Below are 26,815 nucleotides of genomic sequence, written 5' to 3'. Positions count from 1 at the left end.
TCATTTGAACGGCATTTTGTTTTATAAAAAATTGAAATATTTATAAGAAAATTAAGTATTCGGCCGGTAAATAAAATTTCTGTCATTCTTTCCGGCAATTCCTTTGAAATTCTCCTACCAGCACATCTGCCTTTCTGACGTATATAGGATATAGTTTGCTACATCCTTTGAGCGAACTTGTGCTAGATATCAAAAAAATTGAGCCTCAAAGTAATTCGTATAATTATTACATTGTGCATATATAGTTTGATGACAGGTGAGAAATACTTGAATTTGAATGTATAACTTTACACATATTATAAAAAACGACCGGCGGCTATGTGGTCAAGGGTTACATTTTTTAATCCTCGTTTACAATTACTTAACAAAAAATAATGCGAATAATGCTATTTTTTATCATCGGCGGCTTTTTGAAATCTTCCGCGATAAAACCTCCCGAGCACCGCGTCCTGCGGCCCGTTTTTATAAATATTTGGAGGCTTTAACATGCAATTTGCCCGTTTGGTATCCAAAGGGTTTTTGCGGGAAACATTGTTTACAGACTTTTGTCAGTAAGTAACCGCAGTATAATCAATGCATACTGAATAATACGTATCAGATGATGGCTGATAATTGCCTCATTGTGTGCTATTTACAAGTTTTGAAGTAGAATTTAGATATACCCCCGAAATCGTTATCCTCTCTTAACTCAACCAGCCGGTCGGAAGAAGTGCGTCTATGCACGTCTGAAGAGCCGAAAACCAGTTCAATTCGTTTCACATACCATGAAAAAAGATCTTTACGCTGTCCAAAATTTACGCCATTTTCAAAAGATCTGGCAGTTGATTTTTTTGGCCGGACTGCTGTGCAATGTGCACGCCTATGCGTCTGGTCCTGTTACAGAAACCGGTTCTGTTTCACGTTCAGCAAGCAAATCAGCCGAGCGAAAAGCTTCGGCTTTCCGGCTTCCCGCAGCACCGGCTTTTGCCGCCTGCTCGCTGATCACTACTTTGCAGTGCGAGGAAATCAACCCTGCACTGCCATTTTCACTGGATTTTAACGGCACGGAAGGCGGCTTGACCGACGCCGCCGGAAACGGTACCGGGTTCAGGATGGTCGATATTTACAGCAGCGCTACCAGGGCGGCCGGCGACGGTTCGCCTTCTTCGGCGCTGATCGGCTACGAACCTTCCAGGCTGGCAGTGGCCAATGGTGTGCTCACGATCGACGCACACAAGGGCATTGCTTACCAGGGGAACAACAACCAGATCAATGCCCTCGGCATCGGTGTGGAAAATTCGGGTACATTGATTTTCGAAACTACGGTCCTCAACCCGATGAACGGTTCCAATGCGGAGCAGGCAGGGTTATGGGTGGGCCTCGGCGACAAAACGTTCCTGAAACTGGCAGCCGCCGGCAATAAGGTGGAGATGAGAAGAGAATTGAACGATGTTTCCAGCACAGCATTAAACGGACAGCTTACCAGCCAGCACCAGCGCATTACCGAGTCCGTGCCGGGTTTGAATACATCAAGCGTCCGCCTGAGGCTGATCGTGGACCTTACAGCCAACACGGTAGATGGTTTTTATTCGCTGGACGGCGCAAATTATATCAACATCGGAGCGAGGTATCCAGCTACTTCCCTCAATATTTCCGACATGGGGTTTGCCGGACAGGCGCTCTATGGCGGAATTTTCGCAACCAAAAGAAACAGCGACGCGGCCAGTGTCCAGTTCCGTTTTGACAATTTTTCCGTCAGCCGGCCTGCTGTTCCGCAGCCCAATGAGGCACCCGTTTTCGCCAATACATCCTACACTTTTACACATCCGGAAAACCTGGCCGTAAATGCTGAAATAGGCACCATATCAGCTTCCGACGCAGCCGACCAGACCATTACGTATGCATTGACGGGAGGAGACGGTAAGTTCGCGATCCATGCGGGAACAGGCGTGATTACGCTGCTTTCGGCCCTCGATTTCGATACGGCCGCTTCACACACTTTCACGGTTACTGCCACAGATAACGCTTCGCCGGCAGCGTCAGCTTCTACCGAGGTGACGATAAACGTGACAGAGGTAATTGCCGAACCGGTCAATGCCGCGCCTGTGGTAGATGCAGGTATTCCTGCCCAGACCGCCAGTACCAATTCGCCTTTTACATTGTCCGTACCGGCCAATGCTTTTAAAGATGACGACAATGATGTCCTCACACTCACAGCTACTCTTACCGACGATAGCGCGCTGCCGGGCTGGCTGGCTTTCAGCAACGGCACGTTCAGCGGAACGCCCTCAACTGCCGCCGATTACAACATCAAGGTGAATGCCACCGACGGAAAAGCATCTGTCAGCACAAATTTTATACTCAACGTTACAAGTCCGGTCACCGGTTGCCCTCCCAATAGTACATTGCCATGCGACCAGCTCGCGGTTACCCTGCCTTTCAGCCTTACGTTCAACGGAACCGAAGGCGGACTGGCAGACAAGAATAATGCAGGAACAGGTTTTACCCTGGCCGACGCTTATTCGGGTAGCCGCCACGCTGCCGATGGAGCTGTACCGGCACACGGCCTCAAAGGCTACGACGCTTCCAGGCTTACCATCGGGGGCGACAGGCTTACCATCCTTGCTAATAACGGTCTTGCTTTCACGGGCAGCAATAACCAGATCAACGCACTGGCTGTGGCGGTACCGTCGGCAGGAGGCAAACTGACCTTTGAAACTACCATCATTAATCCTTTCAACGGCTCCAATGCAGAACAGGGCGGTTTATGGGTTGGGTTGAATGACAAAACTTATATAAAACTCGCCGCTACTGTCAACAAAGTTGAAATGCGGAGAGAGCTTAACGACGCTTCTACTTCCAGCACTTCTCTCAGCAATCCGCATCAACGCATTACTGAAACAGTTTCCAACCTGAATTCTTCAACAGTAAGGTTGCGGCTCGTGCTGGATCTTGTACATAACAAGATGGAAGGGTTTTACTCGCTGGATGGTGTTAATTACGTCAATGTAGGATCGCGTTACAATACCGAAGCGCAGCCATCTGCAATCGATGTTTCAGATATGGGTTTCAACGGGCAAACATTGCTGGCCGGTATTTTCGGGTCAAAAAGAAACAACGACAGCAATACGGACCTGGAATATGTTTTTGATGATTTTTCTATAAAAAAGACTGATTTTCCGGTTGTGTCGGCTCCTTACCGCATTAATGCGGGTGGCGTTACCCGTACCGTGAATGGTGCTGTTTTCAATGCCGACGACCAGTATGCGGTTTTGCAGGGCGATCTGCCCACCGGCAGTTTTGCGCTTGTCGGCAATCACCCGGTTCCGGAGCTTTACTACGAACGCCGCGCAGGCTATAACCTGGCTTATGCAATCCCTATCGCCAACGGGGCCTATACCGTGAAGCTGCATATGGTTGAAAATATGCACACTTCGCTCAATTCACGGATATTTGACGTGAAAATGGAAAATGTGACCGTACTCGATGACATTGACCTTTTTGCCCAGGGCGGTAACCAGGGTAAGGTTGTCGTGGTCAAAAGTTTTGACGCCAATGTAACTGACGGCGTGCTGAACATTGATTTCATCGCAGCGAAAGACAAAGCGATTATCAACGCAATTGAGATCCTTCCTGTTTCGGCCGTCAATGATGCGCCGGTCATCGTGACTGCACCAGAAAACCAAAACGTTTTCGCGGGGCAGCAATTCTCATTTATCACAGGTTCATTCTCCGATCCGAATGCAGGTGATGTACTTACCTATTCTGCTACACGCGCAGACGGGTCTGCGCTGCCATCCTGGATATCATTTGATCCTGCCACACAGGCATTCAGCGGTAACGCTCCGGCGGAACCGACCACGGTGTCGCTTAAAATTATTGCGACCGACCAATTGCTCGCAGCCGCCAGTGCAGACTTTTCACTGACCGTTGAAGCAATGCCAACAGATATACCTTGCTCTCCATTAAGTACCCTGCCCTGCGACCAGATCGCAGTGAACCTGCCTTTCCTGCTGAATTTTGACGGTACGGAAGGTGGTTTGGTTGACAAAAGCGGTGTTCAAACCGGTTTTACAATGGCCGACCCCTACACAGGCTCCCGCCAGGCGGCAGATGGTACGCCGTCTTCGGCAATAATCGGTTACGAACCATCCCAATTGACTGTCGCGGACGGCAGGCTTAGCATTGTTACCAACAAGGGGATCGCTTATTCCAATACCGGTCAGCCGAACAACAATCAGATCAACAGCCTCGGGGTAAGTATAATTGCCGATGGCAAACTTACTGTCGAAACAACACTGATCACTCCGTTTAACGGAACTTCCTCACAGCAGGCCGGTCTGTGGCTGGGCCTGAACGACAAGACTTATGTGAAACTGGTTGTGGTTGGAAACAAGCTGGAAATGCGCAGGGAGCTGAATGATGTTTCCTCCAACACAAGCGGTATTGTCAACACAGATCAGCGGATCACCGATGCTGTTGCGGGCCTTGACACGCGCACCGTTCGTCTGAGAATGGTTGTGGATCTGACAAATGGTAAACTGGAAGGTTTTTATTCGGTTGACGGCGTTACCTATGTAAATGTGGGTGCACGCTATACATCGGCAGCCAATCCTGCGGCGATCGACATCACCAATTTGGAACTGGCGGGAAAAACGGTGTATACCGGTATCTTCGCAACGCACCGCAACGCCAGCACACCTGAAACTTTTACTTTCGAAAACTTCTCTGTTACCTCGAATGCAGCCGCAGCAAAAACGCTGACATTCACACCCAACGCCCTCGATTTTACAGCAACACAGGGTCAACAGGTGACCGCTCAGACTGCCACGCTCGCAGCTTCCGAGGGAACACCTGCCATCACTTTCAGCAATACATCTGCAAGCTGGTTTACAATCCCTGATGCCACTTTGGGCGCGGTTACATTTGGTCCTGCCAATTTCAGCACCACCATGGCCCCCGGAATTTATGAAACAGTAGTCACTGCCAGCGCCCAGGGTTACGAGCCTGCCACGCTGCTGATCAACCTTACGGTTTCTGCACCGGGTGTTGCAGAGGTTACCCAGATCAACTTCCAGGATCCTGGCACGGTTCCGCCGACAGGCTGGATCCGGGATTACGGTCAGGCGTACGGTGCCCGCACCGGCGCAAACCAGGGTAACGGCCTTGAATACGGCTGGAAACGTCCGTCCGACGGCGCTCCGCTCGATTTGTCGGTGGGAGGTAATATCCCGGGTAACGGACGCAAGCGTACCACTCCAGCTGATATCACCCAGGCCACGTTCATGCACATGCAGGCCGACGACCTTCCGGGCAATTTCAATGGTGTGAAGGCCGAAGGTTACTGGGAAATGAAAGTAGTCAATGGTATCTACGATGTTACTGTTTCTGCCGGAGATCCTGATCCCCAATCTGCTGCCGAAAGCCATACTATCAATGTTGAAGGTGTAAATGCATTCAGCAATTTTGTACCGACAGGCAGCGCCGGTTCTGCTACCCGTTTCAAATCTGCGACAGTAAGGGCAATTGTTACCGACGGCTTCATGACAATCAATGCCAATGGCGGTACCAATACCAAAATCAACTCAGCGATTATCACGCCGATAGATCTGGGACCTTATTTGCTGTGGTCGGCGAGCGAGCACAGCCTTGTGATTGATGCCGGTACCAATGAAACCATCAAGACGACTTCACTGGACCTTTTCCACTCTACAACCACCGCAGGCCTGCCCATTACTTTGAGCGCGACTTACGGACAGGGTGCGTCCAACTGGCTTTCGTTCTCACCGACACACAATGGTGACGAGCCCAATGTAACATTCGACTATATCGCTGCAAAATCACTTGCAGTAGGAACATATACTGCCACAGTTACGGCTTCCGCAGCAAATCACACCAGCGCAAGCACTTTGATCCAGATCACTGTCATGGCGCCCGGTACCAATCAGCCCTACGTAATGTCGTCCACCCCGCTGGATGGCGCTACCAACGTAAGTGTGAACATTACGCCGATTTCTGCCAATGACCTTTTTGTACCAGCCGTTCCGGGTTTCCAGGGAGGTGTGGACAATGCTACTATCACGACGGCTAACGTCAAGCTTTTCAAAGTAGTCGGCGAACAGCTGATCGAAGTGGAAGCGCTTGGTGTGAACGGAACAGGTGGCCACGATGCGATCAGCTTCAAACCGAAGTTCTCGCTGGAATTGTCTACCAAATACAAATTCATCGTAACATCGGGCGTTAAATCGCATACTGGTGCTGCATTCCTGCCTTATGAGGCGACCTTCACAACGAGCAGTACCGTTACAGGAGCCCCTAACCCGGTAGCAGCCGAGTTTGCACCGAAAGTGGTGATTCCGGGTACTATCGGGAAAAAATATACCTGTCTGACTTTTGGTCCTGACGGCAAGCTGTACGCATTGCGCCTGGATGGTACGATCGAGCGTTTTACAGTCGATCATACCACGGGGATGCTTTCGGAACAAACCGAGATCAAAACTTTAACAGCGAAATATGGCCTACGTTCTTCGGTTGGTCTGACCTTCGCCCCTGAATCTACGCCGACGAACCTCATCGCATACATTTCGCATTGCAGCGCAGGCCTTACCAATGCCCCCGAATTTGACGGAAACATTTCACGTTTGACTGGCGCTGACCTGGAATCAGAACAATTGATACTGACGAAGCTGCCACGTTCAAAAGCGGATCACCTTGTCAACAGCATCACTTTCGGTCCCGACGGAGCACTTTATTTCAACCAGGGCAGTAACAGCTCTATGGGAGCACTTGACACCGGATGGCAGCGTGAAGAAACTTTGCTTTCAGCGAGTCTGATGCGCCTCGACCTGACCAAACTGGCTGGCGTTACATTACCTCTTGACGTGCGTACCACTGCCAACCAGGCACTTATCAACGCCGCGCCTGTGGATAATATCAGAATGTCGGACGGTACTTACAACCCGTATGCTGCCAACTCACCCTTGACGATCTATGCTTCGGGTATCCGCAATGCAGTAGATATGGTCTGGCATACCAACGGACAGTTGTATGTTCCTACCAATGGTTCGGCCGCAGGTGGTAATTCTCCGGCATCCGTACCTGGAACTCGCCGTCCCGACGGAACATTTTACAGCGGCCCTCCGGTAATCGGAACGTCTTCGGTAAAGTTGCAAAGAGACTGGCTTTTCCGTGTGAACCCGCTGAAACCGACAGGATATTTTGGTCACCCTAACCCGCTTCGTGGCGAGTATGTAGCCAACAGGGGGTATCTGGATAATCCGCTGTACCCGGAGACACAGGGTCCGGATGCCAATTACCGTGGTGCCGCGTATGATTTTGAAGAAAACAAATCACCGAACGGTGTAATAGAATACAAAAGCAATGCATTCAATGGCGCATTGAAAGGACGGATCCTTGTGTGCCGGTTCTCTGGAGGAAGTGACATTATTGTGATGGAACCGGGCAGCATGGCACCGGACCCGGCGGTTAACTCGCCCCTGGCCGACGATCATGTTTACGACATCATCGGCGCGCAAACCGGCGCAGGAACCGACGGTATCACGGGCCTTTCCGGTTTTGCCAATCCGCTCGATCTTACCGAGGACGTTGAAACCGGTAACCTGTATGTAATTGAATACAACTGGAATAACCAGAATGGCAAAACTGCCCAGATCGTCCTGCTGAAAGCTGCGGCATTGTCCGAACAAAAAGGCATTGCAACCGTAACACCAGCTTCGATCATAGAAAACGACGTAACAGGTGGCGCAGCGGGGCCGGGACGGCCGGTGACGGTTGCCAATACGGGTAACGCGCCTTTGAAAGTAACAGGCATTACTATCGAAGGGGTTGACCAAAGTCAGTTCCAGCTGGTAGGCGCACCTGCACCTTCGGTTGCCTCACCGGTAACGATCGCCCGCAGCAGCGCGATTACTTTCAATGTAGTGTTTAACCCGACCTCAACAGGCGTTAAAAAAGCGACCATACTGATCACCAGCGAAAACAACCCGGTACAGCAGGTCACCCTGAGCGGACTGGGCACCACTGGCCTTTCAGGTAACAACGAGCCTTCATTGCAGCTGGTACTGGACGTACATGGTATCAACGTGAATGTGGGTGACGATAATAAAAATACCAATATCATCCATTCATCTAATTTCAATGCCGCATTGCTTGGCGAGGAAGTTCCTGTCCAGGCATTCCAGCGCGCTTCTGATGGTCCTGTTGAAATTGCACCGATCTCGGTATTTGGTCCCCAGGATGCAGGCGGCATTGTAACAGGTTTCGGATGGTACAGCTCAGGTCAGCCAACTGCCAAGAACGAACTGTTCACAGTAGGCAACAATAGCTATCAAACTGTGAATGTGCAGGTAAACGGTTCACTGACTTTTGATCCGGGAACTGATTCATTCGGATTTTATTCAAGATGGCCCTATTTTGCCAACCGTCACGTGTACAGTGAAGATGCTTTAAATAATTTCGCAAACGCCATACCGCACCATGTACGGGTTTATGAACTGAAAGACGCGGCCGGGAATATTGTAGAGAATTCCTATGTGGTGGCTATGGAAGAGCACATTTCAGGTTTCGACTACCAGGATATGGTTGTATTGGTAACCAATGTGAAGCCTTTCGGTGCACCGGTTGAAAAGACACTTGCTTTTTCAGCTCCTTCACTATCCTTTCAACACCTGTTTGGCAGCCCTGTTCCGGCAACGCAGAATGTGACGCTGACATCCAGCTTTGGCAGCCCGGCCCTGACACTGAGCAAATCGCCTGTTGCAGAATGGCTTACATTACCAAATGCAGCACTGGGTACCATAGCATTGGGTATTGACCCGACAGGCCTTACACCGGGTACTTACGAATCCACCCTCACATTGGCTGCTAATGGTTATACCAGCGCAAATATGCTGGTAACCCTCACTGTAACCGCTCCTGCATCCTCGGCGCGGATCGTGGCGAGCGATGCTGAACTTGTATTCGACGCAACAAAAAATACAACACGAACCAGGCGTATCACGGTAACCAATACCGGTACTACGGCACTGAACCTTGGAACTTTGGCGATCAGCGGCACTTCCGCAGCTAATTTCAGCGTCACACAGGTGATTCCAGAAGGCGAAACTGCCAGCAGCACGCTCGCTCCCGAACAAACGCAGTCTTACGACGTTACCTTTGCCCCCGGCAACACTGTTAATACTTTTGACGCAGCTTTGGTCATCAACAGCAATGCGGTAAATGCCCCGGCTCTTACGGTAGGATTGTACGCCATGTCGGTAAATGGTTATGAAGGCAGCAACGAACCGCCACTGCAGAAAGTGGTAAACACGCTGGGTTACAATATCAATGTCGGCTGGACAGCCCTCGTGGGCGGCATTCAGCCAACGATGAAAGGTGAAGAAGTACCTGTGCAGTTTTTTGAAAAAGCAGGCGATGGCCCTGTGATCATTAAGCCGGTGGCACGTTACTCGCCCAACCAGGAGCTGCCTTTTGGTTATTATACCAAAACCGATAATGCTCCGGCGCTTACCAATGTAGGAACGCTGTCGGGTGTATTCGGACAACATAATATTCTTTATCCGCAGATTGTAGCCGGTACCAACCAGTTCAATCCTGCCGGGCCTTTCGGTATCTTCGTGATCGGCCTTGAAAACCGTCTTTCCTATACCGAAGATCCCCTCAACGCCGGTGGCCCTGCGCTGCATGCTGCACGGGTGTATCCGATGAAGGACCGTCAGGGAGTACTGATACCAAACAGCTACCTGGTCTGCTTTGAAGATGCTTCCAATGGTGACTACCAGGATTATGTTTTCGTTCTTGAAAATGTAATCGCAGCCGGTACACGCAAAGCACTTGCCTTTACTCAGAAAACAATGGATTTCGCAGCGCCTCTCAATGGCACTGCCGATAACAAAACTTTGACACTCGAAGCGAAAAACGGCACGCCGGGACCTGTAACATTCACCAGGACTGCGCCAGCTACCTGGCTGACAACGCCGAACCCTGCATTGGGAATTCTCTCATTCGGGGTCAACACATCGGGGCTTCCGGCGGGACTTTACACCACGGTGGTAAAAGCTACTGCGGCAGACTTTGCAATGGATTCGGTGGTGGTAAACCTGCGTGTGACTGATGTAAGTGCTAACGCCACGATGGTAAACTTCCAGCTTTCCACTACTGCTACACCGGCAGGTTACATTGCGGACATTGGGATGGCATACGACGATACGCGCGGCTTCGGCTGGGTTAACCCCACTACCAAGGCTCCGAAAGACCACACCGGCAGCATGCGTGAGCGCAATGTGACCTCTGCTGAAACACGTCTGCGCACATTCGCGCTGATGCAGGGCAACAGTCCGCAAACGCCGGGTTCGTGGGAAATGAAGGTTCCGAACGGACAATATAATGTGACTGTGGCTGCCGGAGATATCGGGTTCTATGACAGTAACCACCGCATCAACGTGGAAGGTGTGACTGCCATTACCAATTTCATCCCGACTGCCCAGATGTCAAACAGGATCGCTACTGTGACCGTTGCGGTAACGGACGGAAAACTGACCGTCGACGCAACAGGCGGAACAAATACAAAGATCAATTTTGTGATAGTCGACCCTGCCACTGCGGAAGGGGACTTCATTTCGCCGGTAGCATCACTCGCTTTGAGCGGAACATTGCAATCGGCAGGTGTGTACCGCAACCAGGTGATCGCTGCTTTGACTGCATCGGATATGGGCGGCTCAAACCTGTCGAAAGTACAGTACAGCCTCAACAATGCTGCATACCAGGATTATTATTCACCAATCCTGATCAACACTCCGGGTACTTATATCCTGCGTGGACGTGCTATTGACGGTAATAACAATACGACTACTACCGACCCGGTTTCTTTCAGCGTGGTTCAGCCAGCGGCAAGCAATGCAAGTATGCTCGTTGAAAACCTCGATAAATTCCCTGGCAACGACCAGCTGACATTCTCACTGATCCAGGTGCCTTGGAGAAGGACTAACGAAGACGGAACATTTACGCCTTACAACCGTAACCATGATGTAGTTAAACTTAAGGTGAGCAACAAAGGCGCAGGCGCGCTGAATATCAGCAACCTGAACTTTACAAACACAGCCGGCTGGAAAATCGCGACGGTCAACAATGTAACTTACGATCCCGCCACCGCGGCACCGATTGTGGTGAACCCTGCCGGTTCGGTTGAAATTGGTATCCAGTTTATTGCCAACTTCCCAACCGGCCGTGTAAGAGTATTGAACGATACACTGCATATCCTTTCCAACGACGACCTTACGCCTAAAAAGAGCATTGTGCTCCGCGGGTTGTGGCAATCGGCGGGAGAGGGCAACAGCGAACCGCGTGCGCAGGAGATCATCAGTGCATTTGGCTTCAAATCCAATGTAGGGTTTACCAGCAGCGATGGTACCAACGCAGGTAGCAGCCTGATCCTGAACACAGACGAGATCATCTCCGCTTTCTTCACGAGGGCTGATGCAAGCAAACCGGTATCTGTTGTACAAATGGCGGGTTACCACGGATGCTGCGCAGCCACTGAAACGTTCCAGTATTATACCAAAGGTTCTACGTCGACTACCAGCTTGTTTACGCATCATCCGCTGGACGGCCAGTCTTTACTGCCGCTCAGAAACGGTACATCCGGTTTGCTGGCGGAAGGTTCTTTCAACCATACAGGTAATTTTGGTTTCAGGATCGCAAGTTCTTACTCCGACCGTACCCGGAACTCTGAAGGCAAGATCGGTATGCGATTCTGGAAGGCGATGGACGCCAACGGGAACATCATCCCGAATGCGTACATCATCGGACATGACTACATTGGAAACCCGGCTGTAACCAACTATGATTACCAGGATAACGTTTATTATGTAACCAATATCAAACCGGAAACAGGTTCGACCAATTACTCTGAACTTGCAGCGCTTACCTCAGCCGTTGACTTCGGCTCGCAAGTGATCAGCATGAACCATGCGGTGACTGTGGATTTGAAGAATCTTGGACAGACTTATGCAAACGGTACGTCCGATCCTTCGTTGACAATCAAAAGTGTAGCGATCACCGGACCGAACCAGAACGAGTTTTTTACTGAAATGCCGAGTAAAACGGTGTTGAACCCGCAGGATACCAGTCACCTTTCCGTGAGCTTCCATCCTAACACGGCAGGCATCAAAAATGCCTTCCTGACGGTAACCTACAACAGCAACCTGTCTCCGTTGCGGATCCCGCTTTATGGAATCGGTGATGACAATTGCAGTATGATTTCAGTTCTGAAACGCATCAAAGGTGGTGCTGACGCAAATGTGACGATCAATGGAAAAGTTTGGGAATCTGATAAAAACTACCGTCAGGGTTCTGTTCAGCTCGATAAACCGGCTGCAACGCCGATAGCAGGTACCGACGATGATGTGTTGTACCAAACCTACCTGTCGGCCACCACTGACCTTGCCGAAACCCGTTACGTGGTTCCGTTGGCAAATGGTAACTATATGGTAAGGATGCATTTTGTCGAGAATTTCTTCACCACCACCGGCTCACGGGTATTCAGTATTAATCTGGAAGACCAGAACAGGCTTTCCAACCTTGATATCCACCGCGAGGCAGGTTACAAGGCGGCATTGGTAAAAGATTTCAGTGTGTCTGTTGCAGATGGCAAGCTGGACGTGAAGTTTAACCCGACGGTAAACCGCGTGGCACTGGCAGGGATGGAAATTTTCTCGGCCAGCGCAAACCCGAATGCAGTAACGCTGGTGCAGCAGAGCGTAAACAGTGCGACCTGCGGCATGGCTAACGGTTCGATTACCTTTACTGCGACCAACTCAGCGGCGACTTCGTTCCTTTACAAACTGGGGCCGAACGGCAACTACCAGGCATCGCCAACATTTGCAAATCTGGCAGCCGGCAACTATACTTTCTTTGTGAAAGAAAACACGGCCAATGGTTGTGAAACCTCCAAAGTGTTCACGATTGCTGAACAAAATAACCTTGCTTTCGATGTGTCTGCGCCCGTTTTGAGCTGCAATGCTACATTTGGTACTGCGACAGTTGGTAACATCACCGGAGGATCAGGTAACTACACGATCTCCTGGGCCACCAGCCCGGCACAAACCGGGGCTACGGCTACCAATTTGCTTCCAGGCGTGTATGAAGTGACAGTGACCGACGCAGTGGGCGGGTGTAACCGGACGATCCAGGTTTCTGTGGACCGCGCTCAAAATTGTGGAACACTTGTCCGCATCAATTCAGCAGGACCAAGCTTCCTGGCCACGGGTAGCCGCCAGTTTGGTGCTGACCAGTACTTTGGCGGCACAGACGGCACTTCGTCGATCACCGGCGTGGATATCCTGAACACAACGGACGATGCGCTGTACATGACCGAACGCTCGTCTGCGGCATTTAACTACGCAATACCTGTTGAAAACGGTACCATGAATGTGATCCTGCACTTTGCTGAGATCTGGTTCGGGGCACCGGGCAAAGGAGCGGGAGGAATCGGCAAGAGAATGTTCAACGTGGACATGGAAGGCAGCCGTAAACTGACCAACTATGATATTTATGCAAAAGCAGGCGGTGCAATCAGGGCCATCCAGGAAACGTTCTCTGTAACAGTAACGGATGGTGTGCTGAATATCAACTTCCTGAGCGGCGCAGCCAACAAGCCAAAGATCTCTGCCATTGAAGTAGTTCCTGCAAGCGGAGTACCTGTGACCCTGACATTGACCCCACAGGCTGATGCGCACGTCCGGAACGGAAGCTACTCTGCTATCAATTACGGGAATGAGCAGGCCATGCTTGTCAAGACCGGTTCCGGCGACGGGATTACGCGTTCCTCTTACCTGAAATTCTCGCTCGGCAATGTGAGCGACGTGACTTCGGCAAAACTGCGCATTTATGGCAGCAACCTGGAAAACTCGACGGGTATCAACTTGTCAGCCTACGGTGTCGATAATGATTCGTGGACAGAAACGGGCATCAATTTTAACAATGCTCCTTCGGCATCTGCCACAGCATTGAGCTCGGTAAGCGTGAATAATGTTGCGAAATATTATGAGCTGGATGTTACAAGTTATGTTCAGGCCCAGGCCGCCGGCGACAAAGTAGTAAGCCTCCAGATCAGGAACGCGACTTCGCAGAACAAGAACCTGTCTTTCAATACCAAAGAAAACGCGGCCAATCAACCGCAGCTGATCGTTCAGGGAACTTCTTCGGGAGCTCCGTCGGGCGGCAGGGTAAGCCAGGAATTCTTCGAACCTGTTCGGGAAGTTGCTGAGGAAATAACTTACGAAAAATCAAGGATTTACCCGAATCCGGCGCAGAAAAGGTTCACCGTGGAGGTGTCCGGGCAACATGCGGGCAATATCAGCCTGCAGATGATCAGCGACGCGGGCAGGACTTACCCTGTAAGGCTTACCGAAGCTTTGAAAGGTGGATCGAAGGCCGAGGTAGATATCACCAATCTGTCGCTGAGAAGCGGGGTTTATCTGCTGAGGGTGCAGTCGGCCTCGACATCAGAGATTATCAGGGTGTTGATTATAGATTAAAGATTCCAGGATCAATTGTCATGCAGGAGGCCGTCCCAAGTCATTGCGGACGGCTTCCTGTTTTACATCCGCTTCCGCAACGGCCGCCTCGGTAACCTGGATGGTAGCGTAAATGCATGAACGTGTCCGGGAATGGAACGGACCTTCCTTGGGATCTTTCGTAACTTACTATTTCATTTTTCGATTAAACTGATTGGTTTCATCAATAGTTGGGAGATGAAACTATTAACCGTCTTTTCGCCACCGCCCAGGTTATTGTATACGGCGATAACACGAGGATTAATGGTGGTTTTTCCTGAATAAATACTCGCCCTTATCGCACCTAACGACTGGATCGCATTTTGAACTGAAGTTTGGTTTATTTCACTTGGCAGTGGTATTGATCCTGTTACGCTTTCGCCACTTATGCCCAAAGTCTGAATGACCAGAGTTCCCAAAACTTTTTTTGATTGTGCTGACACGCCCAGGGCTAATAAATTGCCAAGATCCACTTTTCCTTCCAAAACAGTGATGTTGGCCGTTAAACGCAAGCCTATACCAACATATACAGGAACAATGGGATCTCCCGGCTTGGCGCTCTCGTTCACATAAGCATTTCTCTGCTCCTTGGAGTCCGAGGGCATTTTTTCGGTTTTAATACTGACAGGTATGGATTTAGTATTGAACTTGATATAATCTAAGATTACAACGTATCTGCCCCCTTTGACACCAATTTTTGCTGGTCCGTAACTGACGCCGGCGTCGCCCTGAAACTCACCAATCGCAAGCCTTACTGTTTCATCCGGCAATAGATCCAATACGGTCTGGTTAATAGTTGATCCGGCTGGTACGACAATCCCTGCCACATTTACCGGTAACGGATCAATTGGGGTGTAGCCATAATTCTCGGCATTCTTTGCATCCCCGAGCGTGCTTGGAATTTTGGTCGCACAGCTTTCAAGAACAACAAAAATGATCAATAGCGAAAGAAGATTTATTTTCATTCTTTTGATTTTATATGTTTCGCATGCAAGACTTGATTTTTAACAGGAAAAATACCACTAAATAATTGATTACCTGTGATATATGGAGTATATTTTAATGATTCCTTGAACAAATCAGGTATAGTTCCCTTATTCCCCGCAGCGTCTGCGCAACTCTTACGAAAGCAGCCCGGCAGATGAACTCCGTTTCGTATCTGCCGGGCCTCCAGCGTAGCGACTGGCCATGTTTCCTCCAAAATGAACGGTTGTGGATACAGTTGCCATTCATCAGGCACGCTTGTTGTAGACTTCGAGATTTTTCATTTTCGGATCGTTTGCACCAATTACACCCGCAGTCTTATGCCAGGGTTTAAGCCATTCCGGGAGTGCAGTAGCGCTTGAATCGTAAGCCATACCCATTTTCTGTAGGTGTATACTATTACTGGCATCTACGGAAGGTAATTACATCGATATGCTGCTTTATTAAATTGTTTTGGTAGAAATTAGAATTTTTTGTGGGTTAAAATGATACAAAAGATTAAAGAGAATGGGGGAATCTTACCGGAAGGAACAGTTGTCTTTCTGGCAGAAGATGACCCTGAAGATGTGTTGTTATTTCAAATGGCTATCGGGCGATTAAAAAATGGGTATGAGCTGATGGTTTTCAAAAATGGCGAGGAATTATTGGCGGCTATGGCGAACCCGACGCGGGTCAGGCCGGATATCATTTTTTTGGATATTAATATGCCCGTCAGAAATGGTATGGAAGCGCTTAATTTTATTCGCAGAGAAATCTCTAAGAATCTGCCCATATTTCTTTTGTCGACCGCGGATGACCTCGTAACTGTGGAAAATGGTCGCAGGGCTGGGGCGACAGGGTATTTGGCGAAACCCAGGACAGACCAGGGATTTGTCGGCTTATTGGGTGCAGTCTTTTCCGTCGACTGGTCAAACCGCTCAGCGGACGACTTTTATGTGCATTTGAATTTAGGATGACGAAATATTAACTTATATATTAAGCCAGCTTTAAACTGCTGACCCCGAAAAGAAAAAGGGTGCGCCTACTGGAAGAATGTGATGGAAGATAAGAAAGATTTTCACGAAGACGGCCGCGCAACCCAAAGTTCACTGATTCGGGAACTACGGAAAAACAAGGGTTAATTAAATTGAAGATGAAAAGCGAAATATGGATTTTCTGGATGATGAATTAATCGATGACATTGCCCGGGTGCAGCGGATTCCTGTCGTGCCCACTTTGCTTGATGTGATCTGTCAGAGCACTGGGATGGGTTTTGCAGCTGTAGCCAGGGTTACAGAAAGCAAGTGGGTTACCTGCAGTGTGCGGGATGATATAAATTTTGGTCTTGCCCCCGGCAGCGAATTAATATTGAAAACAACCATTTGCGATGAGATCCGCCAGTCGCAGGAGGCCGTCGTCATTGACCATGTTCAGGAAAACGAAAAGTTTTGCGGCCATCACACTCCCTTGACGTACGGGTTCCAGAGTTATATTTCTTTCCCGATCGTCTTGAAGTCAGGGGAATTCTTTGGTACCCTGTGTGCGATCGACCCGAAGCCGGCACAACTTGACAATACGAGGATTCGGGGTATGTTCGCCGCATTTGCTGATCTGATCTCATTTCATTTGCAGCAGGCAGAGCTTTTGGAAGAAAGTGATAAAGCGGTGAGAAACCTGAGCAGGCAGCTTACCGACACGATTGATGAGAACCGGCAGTATAGGCACATTTCCAACCACAGTTTACAAGAGCCGCTTAGAAAATTAAGGGTTTTCAGTGGGATGGTTGTGCAGGCGATAAAGGGGAAAGACCATGAAAAAGCCGAATATCTGGCATCGCGGATCCACAGCAGCGCCGAACGGTTTTCAGCAATGATTGCAAGTCTTTCGGATTTCACTTTACTGGATGAAGATAAGCAAGCCCCTGAACTTACAAATTTGAACGCTCCTTTGGCTGTGGCAACCCAGCTGCTCCGTTTTGATATTCTGGACAAGGAAGCAAGTATCGTTTCTGAAAAGCTTCCGTCAATACATGTATATCCTGCCCAGATCGAGCAGCTCTTTTACCACTTGCTCCACAATGCCATCAAATTCTCTAAAAAAGATGAAAAGCCTGTTGTTTCGATATCATGCAGCATGATTGATTCGTCAGAATTTGCTGGTCAGACAGGGACGGGGCAGCAGTATGTCAAGATTTTGATCGAAGACAACGGGATTGGTATCGATAGCTCCCAACTTGAAAAGGTTTTTGATATGTTCTCGCAGCTCCCGGTCAAACCCGGCCGTACCGGGGAAGGCGTCGGGTTGACCTTTTGCCGTAAAATTATCCGTAACCATAACGGATTTATCAAAGCACAATCCGAAATGAACCGAGGTACCAGGATTTCCATCATCTTACCTGCAAGCTGATTGATCAGGTTATTATGAGCCCAATTACGGAATATCCGAAGTTGCGCCGAAATTAGGTTACCTTAGCATATGAAAATCAAAATATTAGTAGAAAAAGACCTCCCGCCGCCAAATTCCACCTTGAAATTCAGGATAAAAAATACAACCAACTGGCGCGTTGGCTTTACAGACAGCGAAACAGGCGATTTTGTCCAGCAAGTGGGAGGAATCACTTACAGCTATTCCTGGAACCAGATTGATGAATATTATTTGACTGCGCCAGTATTACCATAGCATAATGCAATGCAGAAGGATGGGCAGCACCCTTTTTTATTATGAATGACCGGCTACATGTCTGTTCACGCGGACAAAAAACAGATCATGTTAGCTCTGTCTGTCTCCTGCCAGGCCGTTTATTTTGCTTGCAACGCTGCCAAAATTCGCAAACGATTTTTCGGTAAGAAGTACCTAAGCCGGCTGCCAGCCTCGGAAATGACATGTTCTTTAAACTGCATCCCCCGCAGCAGGTTTCATGAAAAGAACATTGCCGCTGGCCACCCTGAAAATCATACAGGCGATATTCCGCTACCTGCACGGTGCTACCTATTATGCGCCGGTACATTGATTACTTCATCGACCATAAATTGACTGATTATGGTCTGATCGGTTACTCTGCGGAAGGAGCTCCTGCCCGAAGACACATCCATTACCATCGGGGCCTCGTCGTATGTTGAAGCAACGGAGGATACCGGTTGTCTTACAAAACGACCAAATAGCGCTTAGCCAGACCAAACACGGTTCTTCCATAAAACTCAGGATTTTCCTCTGCGCAAAAGCATCCTTTTTTTGAGCATATTGAAATTACAGAGCCACGAAAATTGCGTAAAACACGACGGAATTTACGATCCTCCATTTCCGGATCAATCAGAGCGTTTAACGAAAAGTTTGAGGTTCAGGCAGATCCCCGGGAAGTGATGATAGACTTTTAATTTCTTGAATTTCACGGATGCTACGCATCATGCGGGAGTAGTATGTAACCCCTTTTTTGATAGGGTACCCTATCAAAATGATAGGATCGGATTCATTGAAAATGAGACAATATTTATTTAATGATTTGATTGTCAATTGATTGATATGGAATAGGGTAGTTGGGTATGCATTTGGAATAAGTTAATTAAAAAAACAAAAAATGAAACGAACATACCAATCCGGAAGAAGCTTGTCACCATTTCAGGTCTTAATTCAGTCATTAACTTAAATACCGTACATATCATGCTTACAATCCTCTTAGTCGCCGCAGGCTGTCTGTGCTTTGCGCTTTTTTATCAAACCATTACATTTTTTGAGAAAATCTAAAATCATGGCTGCATTATTCATTGTATCAATAGGGGTGTTTGGCTATATGTGCTATGTATTGATCAAACCCGAAAAATTCTAACTCCTCCGGTCACGGATACCGGAAACGATAAGGCGATTTCGCTGATCTGTATCATTTCCGGAAATCAGGATCGCAATCAATTTATAATAAGATGAAAACAGAAATTTTAGGCGTCGTTGCCATGTATGCAGTTACGATTTTGATGGCCATCCCATTTGGAAAGTACATTGCAAAAGTCTATGCTGGTGAAAAAACGCTGCTGGACTCAGTATTCAATCCTCTTGAAAACCTATTTTTCCGGATCAGCGGAATAGACCGGAAAGCTGAAATGAACTGGAAGCAGCACATGGCAGCATTGCTTACCGTCAATTTTGTCTGGTTTTTGCTGGGTATGTTTGTGTTGATGAACCAGGATTGGCTGCCACTGAACCCGGACGGTAACCCCGGGCAAACTGCCGATCTGGCATTCAATATTAGTATTTCCTTTGTAGTCAACTGTAATTTGCAGCACTATTCCGGAGAAAGCGGTGTAAGCTACTTATCTCAGTTGTTTTTGATGTTTCTCCAGTTTGTGAGTGCCGCAACGGGTATGGCCGCGGCGGTGATACTATTTATCGCGTTAAAAGAACGAACTGCCGAAAAGCTTGGCAACTTCTATAACCTGATGGTCATTTCATGTACCCGTATCTTATTGCCTGCTTCCATACTGGTTGCCAGCATCCTGGCTTTCAACGGAACGCCGATGACTTTCGAAGGCAAAGATAGCATCGTCACAATGCAAGGTGATACAGTAGCTGTTTCGACCGGCCCGGTTGCAGCATTTGTCGCAATCAAACACCTGGGAACCAATGGTGGCGGTTTTTATGGTACAAACTCGGCACATCCGTTGGAAAATCCCAACTATCTGACCAACATGGTTGAAATGTTTTCTCAGATGATTATCCCGTTAGCGATGATCTTTGCGCTCGGATTTTTCCTGAAAAGAAAGAAAATGGCCTGGATGATCTTCGGAGTGATGACTTTGGGGTTTCTTGTCCTCTGTGTCCCGACCATCACCTGGGAAGTACAGGGTAATCCGGCTATCGCGCACATGGGTGTCGACATGGGTTCGGGGGCGATGGAAGGAAAGGAAACAAGATTCGGAAGCGCGGCTTCGGGTTTCTGGAGTATAGCGACTACCGTTATTTCAACCGGGTCGGTCAATGCGATGCACGACAGTACGATGCCGCTCTCAGGAATGATGCAGTTACTGGCCATGATGACCAACGCTTTTTACGGAGGTTGCGGCGTCGGGATTTTGAACTTCTTTATTTTTATCATCCTCGCAGTCTTTATCAGCGGCCTGATGGTAGGGCGTACCCCCGAATTTTTGGGTAAGAAAATCGAAGGGCGTGAAATGAAAATTGCGATGATCGTAGCGCTGCTGCATCCGCTCATGATCCTGGCAGGCACAGCCCTTGCCGCGGCCTTTCCCGAAATCACGTCGGCTAATTTGAATAATCCGGGTTTTCACGGATTCAGTGAAATGCTGTATGAGTACACATCGTCGGCGGCCAACAATGGCAGTGGTTTCGAAGGTCTGGGCGATAACAATCCCTGGTGGAACATCACCACAGGCTTTGTTTTGATCCTTTCCCGCTTCATTCCGATCATTGGGCCCGTAGCGATAGCAGGGCTTCTGGCCAATAAAAAATACATTCCGGAAAGTGCAGGAACGCTCCGTACCGATTCGGCCACATTTGGAATGATGGTCATGGCCGTTATCATCATCATTACCGCCCTTTCGTTCTTTCCATCGCTGACATTAGGTCCGATTGCCGAATATTTCAGCATGCGTTAATTGAACTGAATAAATTAAAATAACAGCTAGCAGCCCAAGCTAAGCGCTTGCGGCGGATAGCCAACAGCTCCAAAAAAATGAAAAATCAAAATGCATCCTTGTTCCAGAAGGATCTGGTGAATGAGGCTTTAAAGCAATCTTTCATCAAATTGAACCCTAAGGTTCTTTTCCGAAATCCGGTGATGTTCACCGTCGAAGTAGGTACATTCGTCATGTTTGCCGTCTGTATCTGGATCCTGTCCGGAAATACCGCACAGGGCAGTTTCGGGTACAATTTCACAATCTTTCTGATCTTGCTGCTCACATTGCTTTTTGCCAACTTTGCAGAAGCTATCGCAGAAGCCAGGGGAAAGGCACAAGCTGACAGTTTGCGGAAAACCCGTGAAGAAACGCCCGCAAAACTGGTCGTCGAGAATAAACAAGGCTTTTCAGTATCAACGCAGCACGTTATGTCGGCCCAGATGAAAAAGGGCGATATCTTCATTTGTGAAGCGGGTGACAACATTCCGACGGATGGTGAGATCATTGAAGGTTTGGCCACCATTGACGAGAGCGCCATTACCGGAGAATCGGCACCCGTGATCCGCGAGGCTGGCGGCGACAAAAGCAGCGTGACAGGTGGTACAAAGGTGCTGTCGGACAAGATCAAGGTCATGGTCACCACTGCTCCGGGCGAAAGCTTCCTGGACAAAATGATAGCATTGGTCGAAGGTGCTAGCCGCCAGAAAACGCCTAACGAAATCGCCCTGACCATTCTCCTGGCTGGATTTACCCTGGTGTTCGTGATTGTCTGTGTGACGTTGAAACCATTTGCAGATTATTCAAATACGCCCATTACTATTGCTGCATTCATCTCTCTTTTTGTGTGCCTGATCCCGACAACGATCGGCGGCCTGCTTTCGGCCATTGGTATAGCCGGTATGGACCGCGCCTTGCGTGCCAATGTGATCACCAAATCCGGCAAAGCCGTGGAGACAGCCGGGGACATCGACGTGCTTTTGCTTGACAAGACAGGTACCATTACAATCGGCAACAGAAAGGCTACCCATTTTCACGCAGCCAACGGGATTCCCGAAAACCATTTCATTAAATCCGCGGTGCTCAGCTCGATTGCAGACGAGACGCCGGAGGGAAAATCGATACTGGAGCTGGCGAATGCCACACCTTCGACTTACCAGATCCCAGATCCGCGATTCATTAAATTTACGGCCGAAACCCGCAGTTCCGGTGTAGACTTTGAAGATATCCGCATCCGGAAAGGCGCCTTTGACTCGATCCGCAGCCTGGTTACCAAAGCAGGCAATCCTTTCCCGCCGGAAATCGAGGGACAAGTAAAAACGATTTCCAGCAACGGGGGCACGCCGCTGGTAGTGTCTGAAAATGAAAGGGTATTGGGTGTGATCGAATTGCAGGATATTATCAAACCCGGTATCAGCGAGCGTTTTGAGCGGCTCCGTAAAATGGGTGTCAAAACGGTGATGGTAACGGGTGATAACCCGCTAACAGCTAAGTTTATAGCCGAGAAGGCGGGCGTGGACGATTTTATTGCCGAAGCCAGGCCTGAGGACAAAATGAACTACATCAAAAAAGAGCAGGAGGGCGGTAAGCTCGTGGCGATGATGGGTGACGGCACCAACGATGCGCCTGCCCTGGCGCAAGCCGATGTAGGCGTCGCAATGAACAGTGGTACCCAGGCCGCGAAAGAAGCTGGTAATATGGTGGATCTGGACAATGACCCGACCAAACTGATTGAGATCGTCGAGATTGGAAAGCAGCTGCTGATGACACGCGGAACACTGACCACTTTCTCCATTGCCAATGACGTAGCCAAATATTTTGCCATCATTCCGGCCTTATTCATCGCAAGCATCCCCGCGCTGCAAGGATTGAACATCATGCGTTTGAACAGCCCTGAGAGCGCAATCCTGTCGGCTGTTATTTTCAATGCTGTCATCATTCCGTTTTTGATTCCGCTCGCCTTGAAAGGTGTAGCCTACAAGCCCATCGGTGCGAGCGCACTGTTGAGAAGGAACCTCTTTATCTATGGTCTGGGCGGTATTCTGGTGCCATTTATCGGCATCAAAGTGATTGACATAGTGGTCAGTATCTGGATTTAACGATTATTGATCGTAATGGCCATGAACACTCATCATGAAAATGTCTCCACCGGAATGCACTTTGTAAATCAGTCGGTGCTCGTCGGTGATCGGTCTACTCCAACATCCCTTGTATTGATGTTTCAGTCCTTACGGTTTACCGATACCCTCAAAAGGGTGCTTTCGAATGTCAGTGATCAGTTCAAAAACCTTTTTAACCAGACGGGGTTACCTTTTCGACCATTGGGTGAGGTCTTCTATGGCGATGGCATCAAAAATAATGCTGTTCATTCATTAGTGAGGTGTTGTGCAAACTGCTCGAAAGTATCGCCGCTGAAAGTAATGACATTGTCCTTGTTGAGATTTTCAAGTGACTGGTCGAGCCTGGAAAAGTATTCTTCTCGCGTTTCGAGGCGCAGGATACCAACAGGAGACTTTTCGGTAATGCTGATAGTAATCTCCGTATTCTCCGAACCACTTACCAGAGCCCTAATTTTATTTATCAATTCATCTGTGAATTCAGACGATCGAACACGCAACACTGCTTCCATAGATTCCAATTTTTCTAAAAATTAAAAATATAAGCAAATGACAACGAACATATTTCCCGCAATCAAACTAACAATTGTCACGCTGATATTTTTCGGTGTGGTTTACCCGGCGATGATCTGGGCCATTGCGCAGCTCGCTCCCAACAACGGCCAGGGTAAAGTCATTAACGCAGACGGTAAAAAGTATTACGCCAATGTGGGGCAGAAATTTACGGAGGATAAATTCTTCTGGTCGCGTCCTTCGGCTGTGGAATACAATGCAGCCGGCTCCGGTGGCAGCAACAAAGGTCCGTCCAATCCCGAATACCTCGCGATCGTGCAGGCGCGCATTGATACATTCCTGGTGCACAATCCGGGGATCGACAAAAAAGACATTCCGGTGGAGCTGGTGACCGCCAGCGGCAGCGGGCTTGATCCGGACATTTCGCTCAAGGCAGCATGGGTACAGGTGAAAAGGATTGCAGCTGTCCGCAAGGCGTCGGAAGACAAAATCATAGAGCTTGTGAATGCGAACACTGAAAAACCACTGGCAGGCATGTTTGGCCCCGGAAAGGTCAATGTGCTCAGCCTGAATCTGGCATTGGAAAAATTATAGGACACTCCCTGGTCTCCACCAGCAGCGACGCGGAGACCAGGGGACTTTTCAAGCGCCGCTACATTCATTTACAGTACCATTTTCAATGAAAAGTTTATTATTAAGTGCATTGGGATTAGTGATTTTAAAACCGGCCATGGCCCAGGATGCTACGGAAACGAAAAACCCGTTGACGGTCAGCGGCTATGTTGAAGCCTACTACAATTATGATTTTAACAGGCCCCTTAACAACACCGCGCCTGGTTTTCTTTACAATTTCAACCGTACCGGCGAGGTAAATTTGAACCTGGGGTTTATCAAAGCCAACTATTCTGCTGACAGGGTCAGGGGTAACCTGGCGCTGGCTGCCGGAAGTTATATCAATGCCAACTACGCCGCTGAGCCGGGCGTGCTGAAAAATGTATTCGAAGGCAATGTTGGTATCAAAATAGCAAAAAACGCCAACCTATGGATCGACGCTGGGATTATGCCATCCCACATCGGATTTGAAAGCGCAATAGGGAAAGACAACTGGGCTTTGACAAGGAGCCTCGTTGCTGAAAATACGCCCTATTTCGAATCCGGCGTGAAGCTGGGCTTTACGAGCAAAGATGAAAAGCTTTATTTGTCTGCAATGTATTTGAACGGCTGGCAAAGGATCCAGAGGGTTGACGGAAATACGACCCCGGCATTTGGTACCCAGGTCACCTATAAACCCGCTTCGTCCGTAACGTTGAACTACAGTACCTTTATGGGTAACGACAAACCCGACAGCGTCAGGGCCATGCGCTACCATCACAACTTTTACGGAATTTTCCAATTCACCGAAAAATTTGGTGTGACTGCCGGTTTCGACTATGGGACCGAACAAAAAGCAAAAGGTAGCAGCGCGTATAACAATTGGTTTGTGCCGGTATTGATTGCCCGCTATTCGCCCTCGCCAAAAGTGAACATCGCCGCCCGCGGCGAGTATTTTCAGGATAAAAACGGTGTTATTATTGTTACCGGGACGGAGAACGGTTTTAAAACCTTCGGCGTTTCAGCCAATATTGACTATGCTGTTTTCCCAGGTGTACTCTGGCGGTTGGAAGCCAGGAACCTCAGCAGTAAGGACAGGATTTTTCTGGAAAGAGCAGACGGGCGTACCTCCGGTGGGATTTCACAAAAAGATAACTTCTTTCTGACGACTTCCATATCTGTGGCATTCTGAATGATGCGGTGACAAAGGCCCATGTACACCCAACGACGGGCATTAAGTCCACCACACCTGACAGGATCTATTCAAAACAGCAGCCTGGTTCTGACTGCTAACAATCTTAATCCGAACGCGAAATTATGGCAGAAACCAACCCCAGCGCGCAGCATTTCCTGGACCTGATCAAAAGATCCAGGCGTGGCAAATTCAAAATTTACATTGGCATGAGCGCCGGGGTGGGTAAAACATTCCGGATGTTGCAGGAAGCGCATGCACTGCTTCGCAATGGCATTGATGTCAAGATCGGTTACATTGAAACCCATCACCGGCAGGAAACCCACGAACTGCTCGATGGGTTGCCCGTGATTCCCCGCAGGAAGCTGTTTTATAAAGGCAAAGAGCTCGACGAGCTGGATGTGCAGGCAGTGATCAGTCTCAGGCCCGAAGTGGTTATTGTGGATGAGCTGGCACATACCAATATTGAGGGCAGCAAAAACGACAAGCGCTGGCAGGATGTTTTCGAAATCCTTGAAGCGGGTATCAATGTGATCAGCGCAGTTAACATTCAGCACATTGAGTCGCTCAATGAAGAAGTAAAAGGGATCACGGGCGTGGAAGTTAAGGAACGGATTCCGGACAGCGTTCTGGGGGCGGCGGATGAGGTTGTCAACATTGACCTTACGGCCGATGAGCTGATCACCAGGTTGAAAGAAGGAAAGATTTATAAGCCGGAGAAAATCCAGACTGCACTCAGTAATTTCTTCAAGGCAGATCATATCTTGCAACTGCGTGAGCTTGCGTTGAAAGAAGTGGCCAGCCAGGTAGAGCGGAAGGTAGAATCAGAAATTCCCAGGCTGGTAGCTTCCAGGAGGGAGAAATTCCTGGCGTGCATCAGCAGTAATGAGGGCACGGCCCGGCACGTGATACGCAAGACGGCGCGCCTCGCCAGTTATTACAACAGCAAATGGTATGTTCTTTATGTGCAGACGCCTAAGGAGAGCCAGGATAAAATTGCATTGGACAAACAGCGTCACCTGATCAACAACTTCAAGCTTGCTACTGAAATGGGCGCAGAGATTATCCGTGTGCAAGATGCGAATATTTCCCAGGCCATCATCGAAGTGGCAGAGCATCGGGAAATTACAACGATTTGCCTTGGGAAGCCCCATATCAACCTCTTTCGCGTTATTTTGGCCACTAACTTATTCAATAATCTGTTGAAGAAGCTGTCTTCCTCCGACATCGACCTCGTTATTCTGTCGTAGCTTAGCGCCCACTTTT

Annotated in this window: 14 protein-coding genes; 10 read left to right on the top strand and 4 right to left on the bottom strand. The window is 48.9% G+C overall.

What is annotated here, in order from left to right; all coding sequences use genetic code 11:
- Window positions 1-764 precede the first annotated feature (764 nt).
- Entirely contained in the window at window positions 765-14,534 is a 13,770-nt protein-coding gene (locus tag FBF61_RS03710; RefSeq protein ID WP_138475803.1) for a malectin domain-containing carbohydrate-binding protein, read from the top strand.
- Between the two features lie 173 nt (window positions 14,535-14,707).
- On the opposite strand, the gene FBF61_RS03705 is transcribed toward FBF61_RS03710, so the two are convergent.
- Together FBF61_RS03705 and FBF61_RS35255 are read right to left on the bottom strand one after the other, a co-directional pair.
- Window positions 14,708-15,517 (bottom strand): hypothetical protein, encoded by an 810-nt coding sequence (locus FBF61_RS03705; protein ID WP_138475802.1) that lies wholly within the window; start codon window positions 15,515-15,517, stop codon window positions 14,708-14,710.
- A gap of 267 nt (window positions 15,518-15,784) precedes the next feature.
- Window positions 15,785-15,910: a hypothetical protein gene (locus FBF61_RS35255; protein ID WP_262712790.1), complete on the bottom strand. Its 126-nt coding sequence runs from the start codon at window positions 15,908-15,910 to the stop codon at window positions 15,785-15,787.
- Window positions 15,911-16,021: 111 nt separating this feature from the next.
- Between FBF61_RS35255 and FBF61_RS03700 the strand changes: the two genes are divergently transcribed.
- The 6 genes from FBF61_RS03700 to kdpB all read left to right on the top strand — a co-directional run bounded on the left by FBF61_RS03700 (window position 16,022) and on the right by kdpB (window position 23,235).
- On the top strand, window positions 16,022-16,492 hold the full coding sequence (locus tag FBF61_RS03700) for a response regulator (protein WP_229214903.1): 471 nt from the start codon (window positions 16,022-16,024) through the stop codon (window positions 16,490-16,492).
- 190 nt (window positions 16,493-16,682) lie between these two features.
- Window positions 16,683-17,921 carry a GAF domain-containing sensor histidine kinase gene (locus tag FBF61_RS03695; RefSeq protein WP_138475801.1) on the top strand — a complete coding sequence of 413 codons (1,239 nt, stop codon included), beginning with the start codon at window positions 16,683-16,685 and terminating at the stop codon, window positions 17,919-17,921.
- Between the two features lie 69 nt (window positions 17,922-17,990).
- A complete protein-coding gene (locus FBF61_RS03690; RefSeq protein WP_138475800.1) occupies window positions 17,991-18,194 on the top strand; it encodes a hypothetical protein in 204 nt (67 codons plus the stop codon).
- Between the two features lie 1,066 nt (window positions 18,195-19,260).
- Window positions 19,261-19,338 carry a K(+)-transporting ATPase subunit F gene (kdpF, locus tag FBF61_RS35455; RefSeq protein ID WP_138476135.1) on the top strand — a complete coding sequence of 26 codons (78 nt, stop codon included), beginning with the start codon at window positions 19,261-19,263 and terminating at the stop codon, window positions 19,336-19,338.
- Window positions 19,339-19,429: 91 nt separating this feature from the next.
- Window positions 19,430-21,118: a potassium-transporting ATPase subunit KdpA gene (kdpA, locus tag FBF61_RS03680; RefSeq protein WP_138475799.1), complete on the top strand. Its 1,689-nt coding sequence runs from the start codon at window positions 19,430-19,432 to the stop codon at window positions 21,116-21,118.
- A gap of 77 nt (window positions 21,119-21,195) precedes the next feature.
- Complete coding sequence (kdpB, locus tag FBF61_RS03675) at window positions 21,196-23,235, top strand: potassium-transporting ATPase subunit KdpB (RefSeq protein WP_138475798.1); 2,040 nt, start codon at window positions 21,196-21,198, stop codon at window positions 23,233-23,235.
- Window positions 23,236-23,238: 3 nt separating this feature from the next.
- Here the strand turns inward: kdpB and FBF61_RS35390 are convergent, their stop codons facing one another.
- Window positions 23,239-23,361: a type II toxin-antitoxin system YoeB family toxin gene (locus tag FBF61_RS35390; RefSeq protein ID WP_310590261.1), complete on the bottom strand. Its 123-nt coding sequence runs from the start codon at window positions 23,359-23,361 to the stop codon at window positions 23,239-23,241.
- 140 nt (window positions 23,362-23,501) lie between these two features.
- Window positions 23,502-23,720 (bottom strand): hypothetical protein, encoded by a 219-nt coding sequence (locus FBF61_RS03665; protein WP_138475797.1) that lies wholly within the window; start codon window positions 23,718-23,720, stop codon window positions 23,502-23,504.
- Between the two features lie 82 nt (window positions 23,721-23,802).
- Between FBF61_RS03665 and FBF61_RS03660 the strand changes: the two genes are divergently transcribed.
- From FBF61_RS03660 to FBF61_RS03650, 3 genes are all read left to right on the top strand, one after another.
- The gene (locus tag FBF61_RS03660; protein ID WP_138475796.1) at window positions 23,803-24,360 is read left to right on the top strand and encodes a K(+)-transporting ATPase subunit C; all 558 of its coding nucleotides are present in this window, start codon (window positions 23,803-23,805) and stop codon (window positions 24,358-24,360) included.
- A gap of 85 nt (window positions 24,361-24,445) precedes the next feature.
- Window positions 24,446-25,549: a porin gene (locus FBF61_RS03655; RefSeq protein ID WP_138475795.1), complete on the top strand. Its 1,104-nt coding sequence runs from the start codon at window positions 24,446-24,448 to the stop codon at window positions 25,547-25,549.
- Between the two features lie 125 nt (window positions 25,550-25,674).
- The gene (locus FBF61_RS03650; RefSeq protein WP_138475794.1) at window positions 25,675-26,799 is read left to right on the top strand and encodes a sensor protein KdpD; all 1,125 of its coding nucleotides are present in this window, start codon (window positions 25,675-25,677) and stop codon (window positions 26,797-26,799) included.
- Window positions 26,800-26,815 lie beyond the last annotated feature (16 nt).

It is taken from the genome of Dyadobacter bucti, assembly GCF_005869225.1.
Lineage (GTDB): Bacteria > Bacteroidota > Bacteroidia > Cytophagales > Spirosomataceae > Dyadobacter > Dyadobacter bucti.
The sequence above is the reverse complement of the archived record's forward strand: the minus strand, read 5'-3'. Positions and strand labels throughout refer to the sequence as shown.

Bases quoted from the DNA above. Each gene is read 5' to 3' on its own strand.
- FBF61_RS03710 (WP_138475803.1), top strand. From the start codon at position 765: ATGAAAAAAGATCTTTACGCTGTCCAAAATTTACGCCATTTTCAAAAG.
- FBF61_RS03705 (WP_138475802.1), bottom strand. From the start codon at position 15,517: ATGAAAATAAATCTTCTTTCGCTATTGATCATTTTTGTTGTTCTTGAA.
- FBF61_RS35255 (WP_262712790.1), bottom strand. From the start codon at position 15,910: ATGGCTTACGATTCAAGCGCTACTGCACTCCCGGAATGGCTTAAACCC.
- FBF61_RS03700 (WP_229214903.1), top strand. From the start codon at position 16,022: ATGATACAAAAGATTAAAGAGAATGGGGGAATCTTACCGGAAGGAACA.
- FBF61_RS03695 (WP_138475801.1), top strand. From the start codon at position 16,683: ATGGATTTTCTGGATGATGAATTAATCGATGACATTGCCCGGGTGCAG.
- FBF61_RS03690 (WP_138475800.1), top strand. From the start codon at position 17,991: ATGAAAATCAAAATATTAGTAGAAAAAGACCTCCCGCCGCCAAATTCC.
- kdpF (WP_138476135.1), top strand. From the start codon at position 19,261: ATGGCTGCATTATTCATTGTATCAATAGGGGTGTTTGGCTATATGTGC.
- kdpA (WP_138475799.1), top strand. From the start codon at position 19,430: ATGAAAACAGAAATTTTAGGCGTCGTTGCCATGTATGCAGTTACGATT.
- kdpB (WP_138475798.1), top strand. From the start codon at position 21,196: ATGAAAAATCAAAATGCATCCTTGTTCCAGAAGGATCTGGTGAATGAG.
- FBF61_RS03660 (WP_138475796.1), top strand. From the start codon at position 23,803: ATGACAACGAACATATTTCCCGCAATCAAACTAACAATTGTCACGCTG.
- FBF61_RS03655 (WP_138475795.1), top strand. From the start codon at position 24,446: ATGAAAAGTTTATTATTAAGTGCATTGGGATTAGTGATTTTAAAACCG.
- FBF61_RS03650 (WP_138475794.1), top strand. From the start codon at position 25,675: ATGGCAGAAACCAACCCCAGCGCGCAGCATTTCCTGGACCTGATCAAA.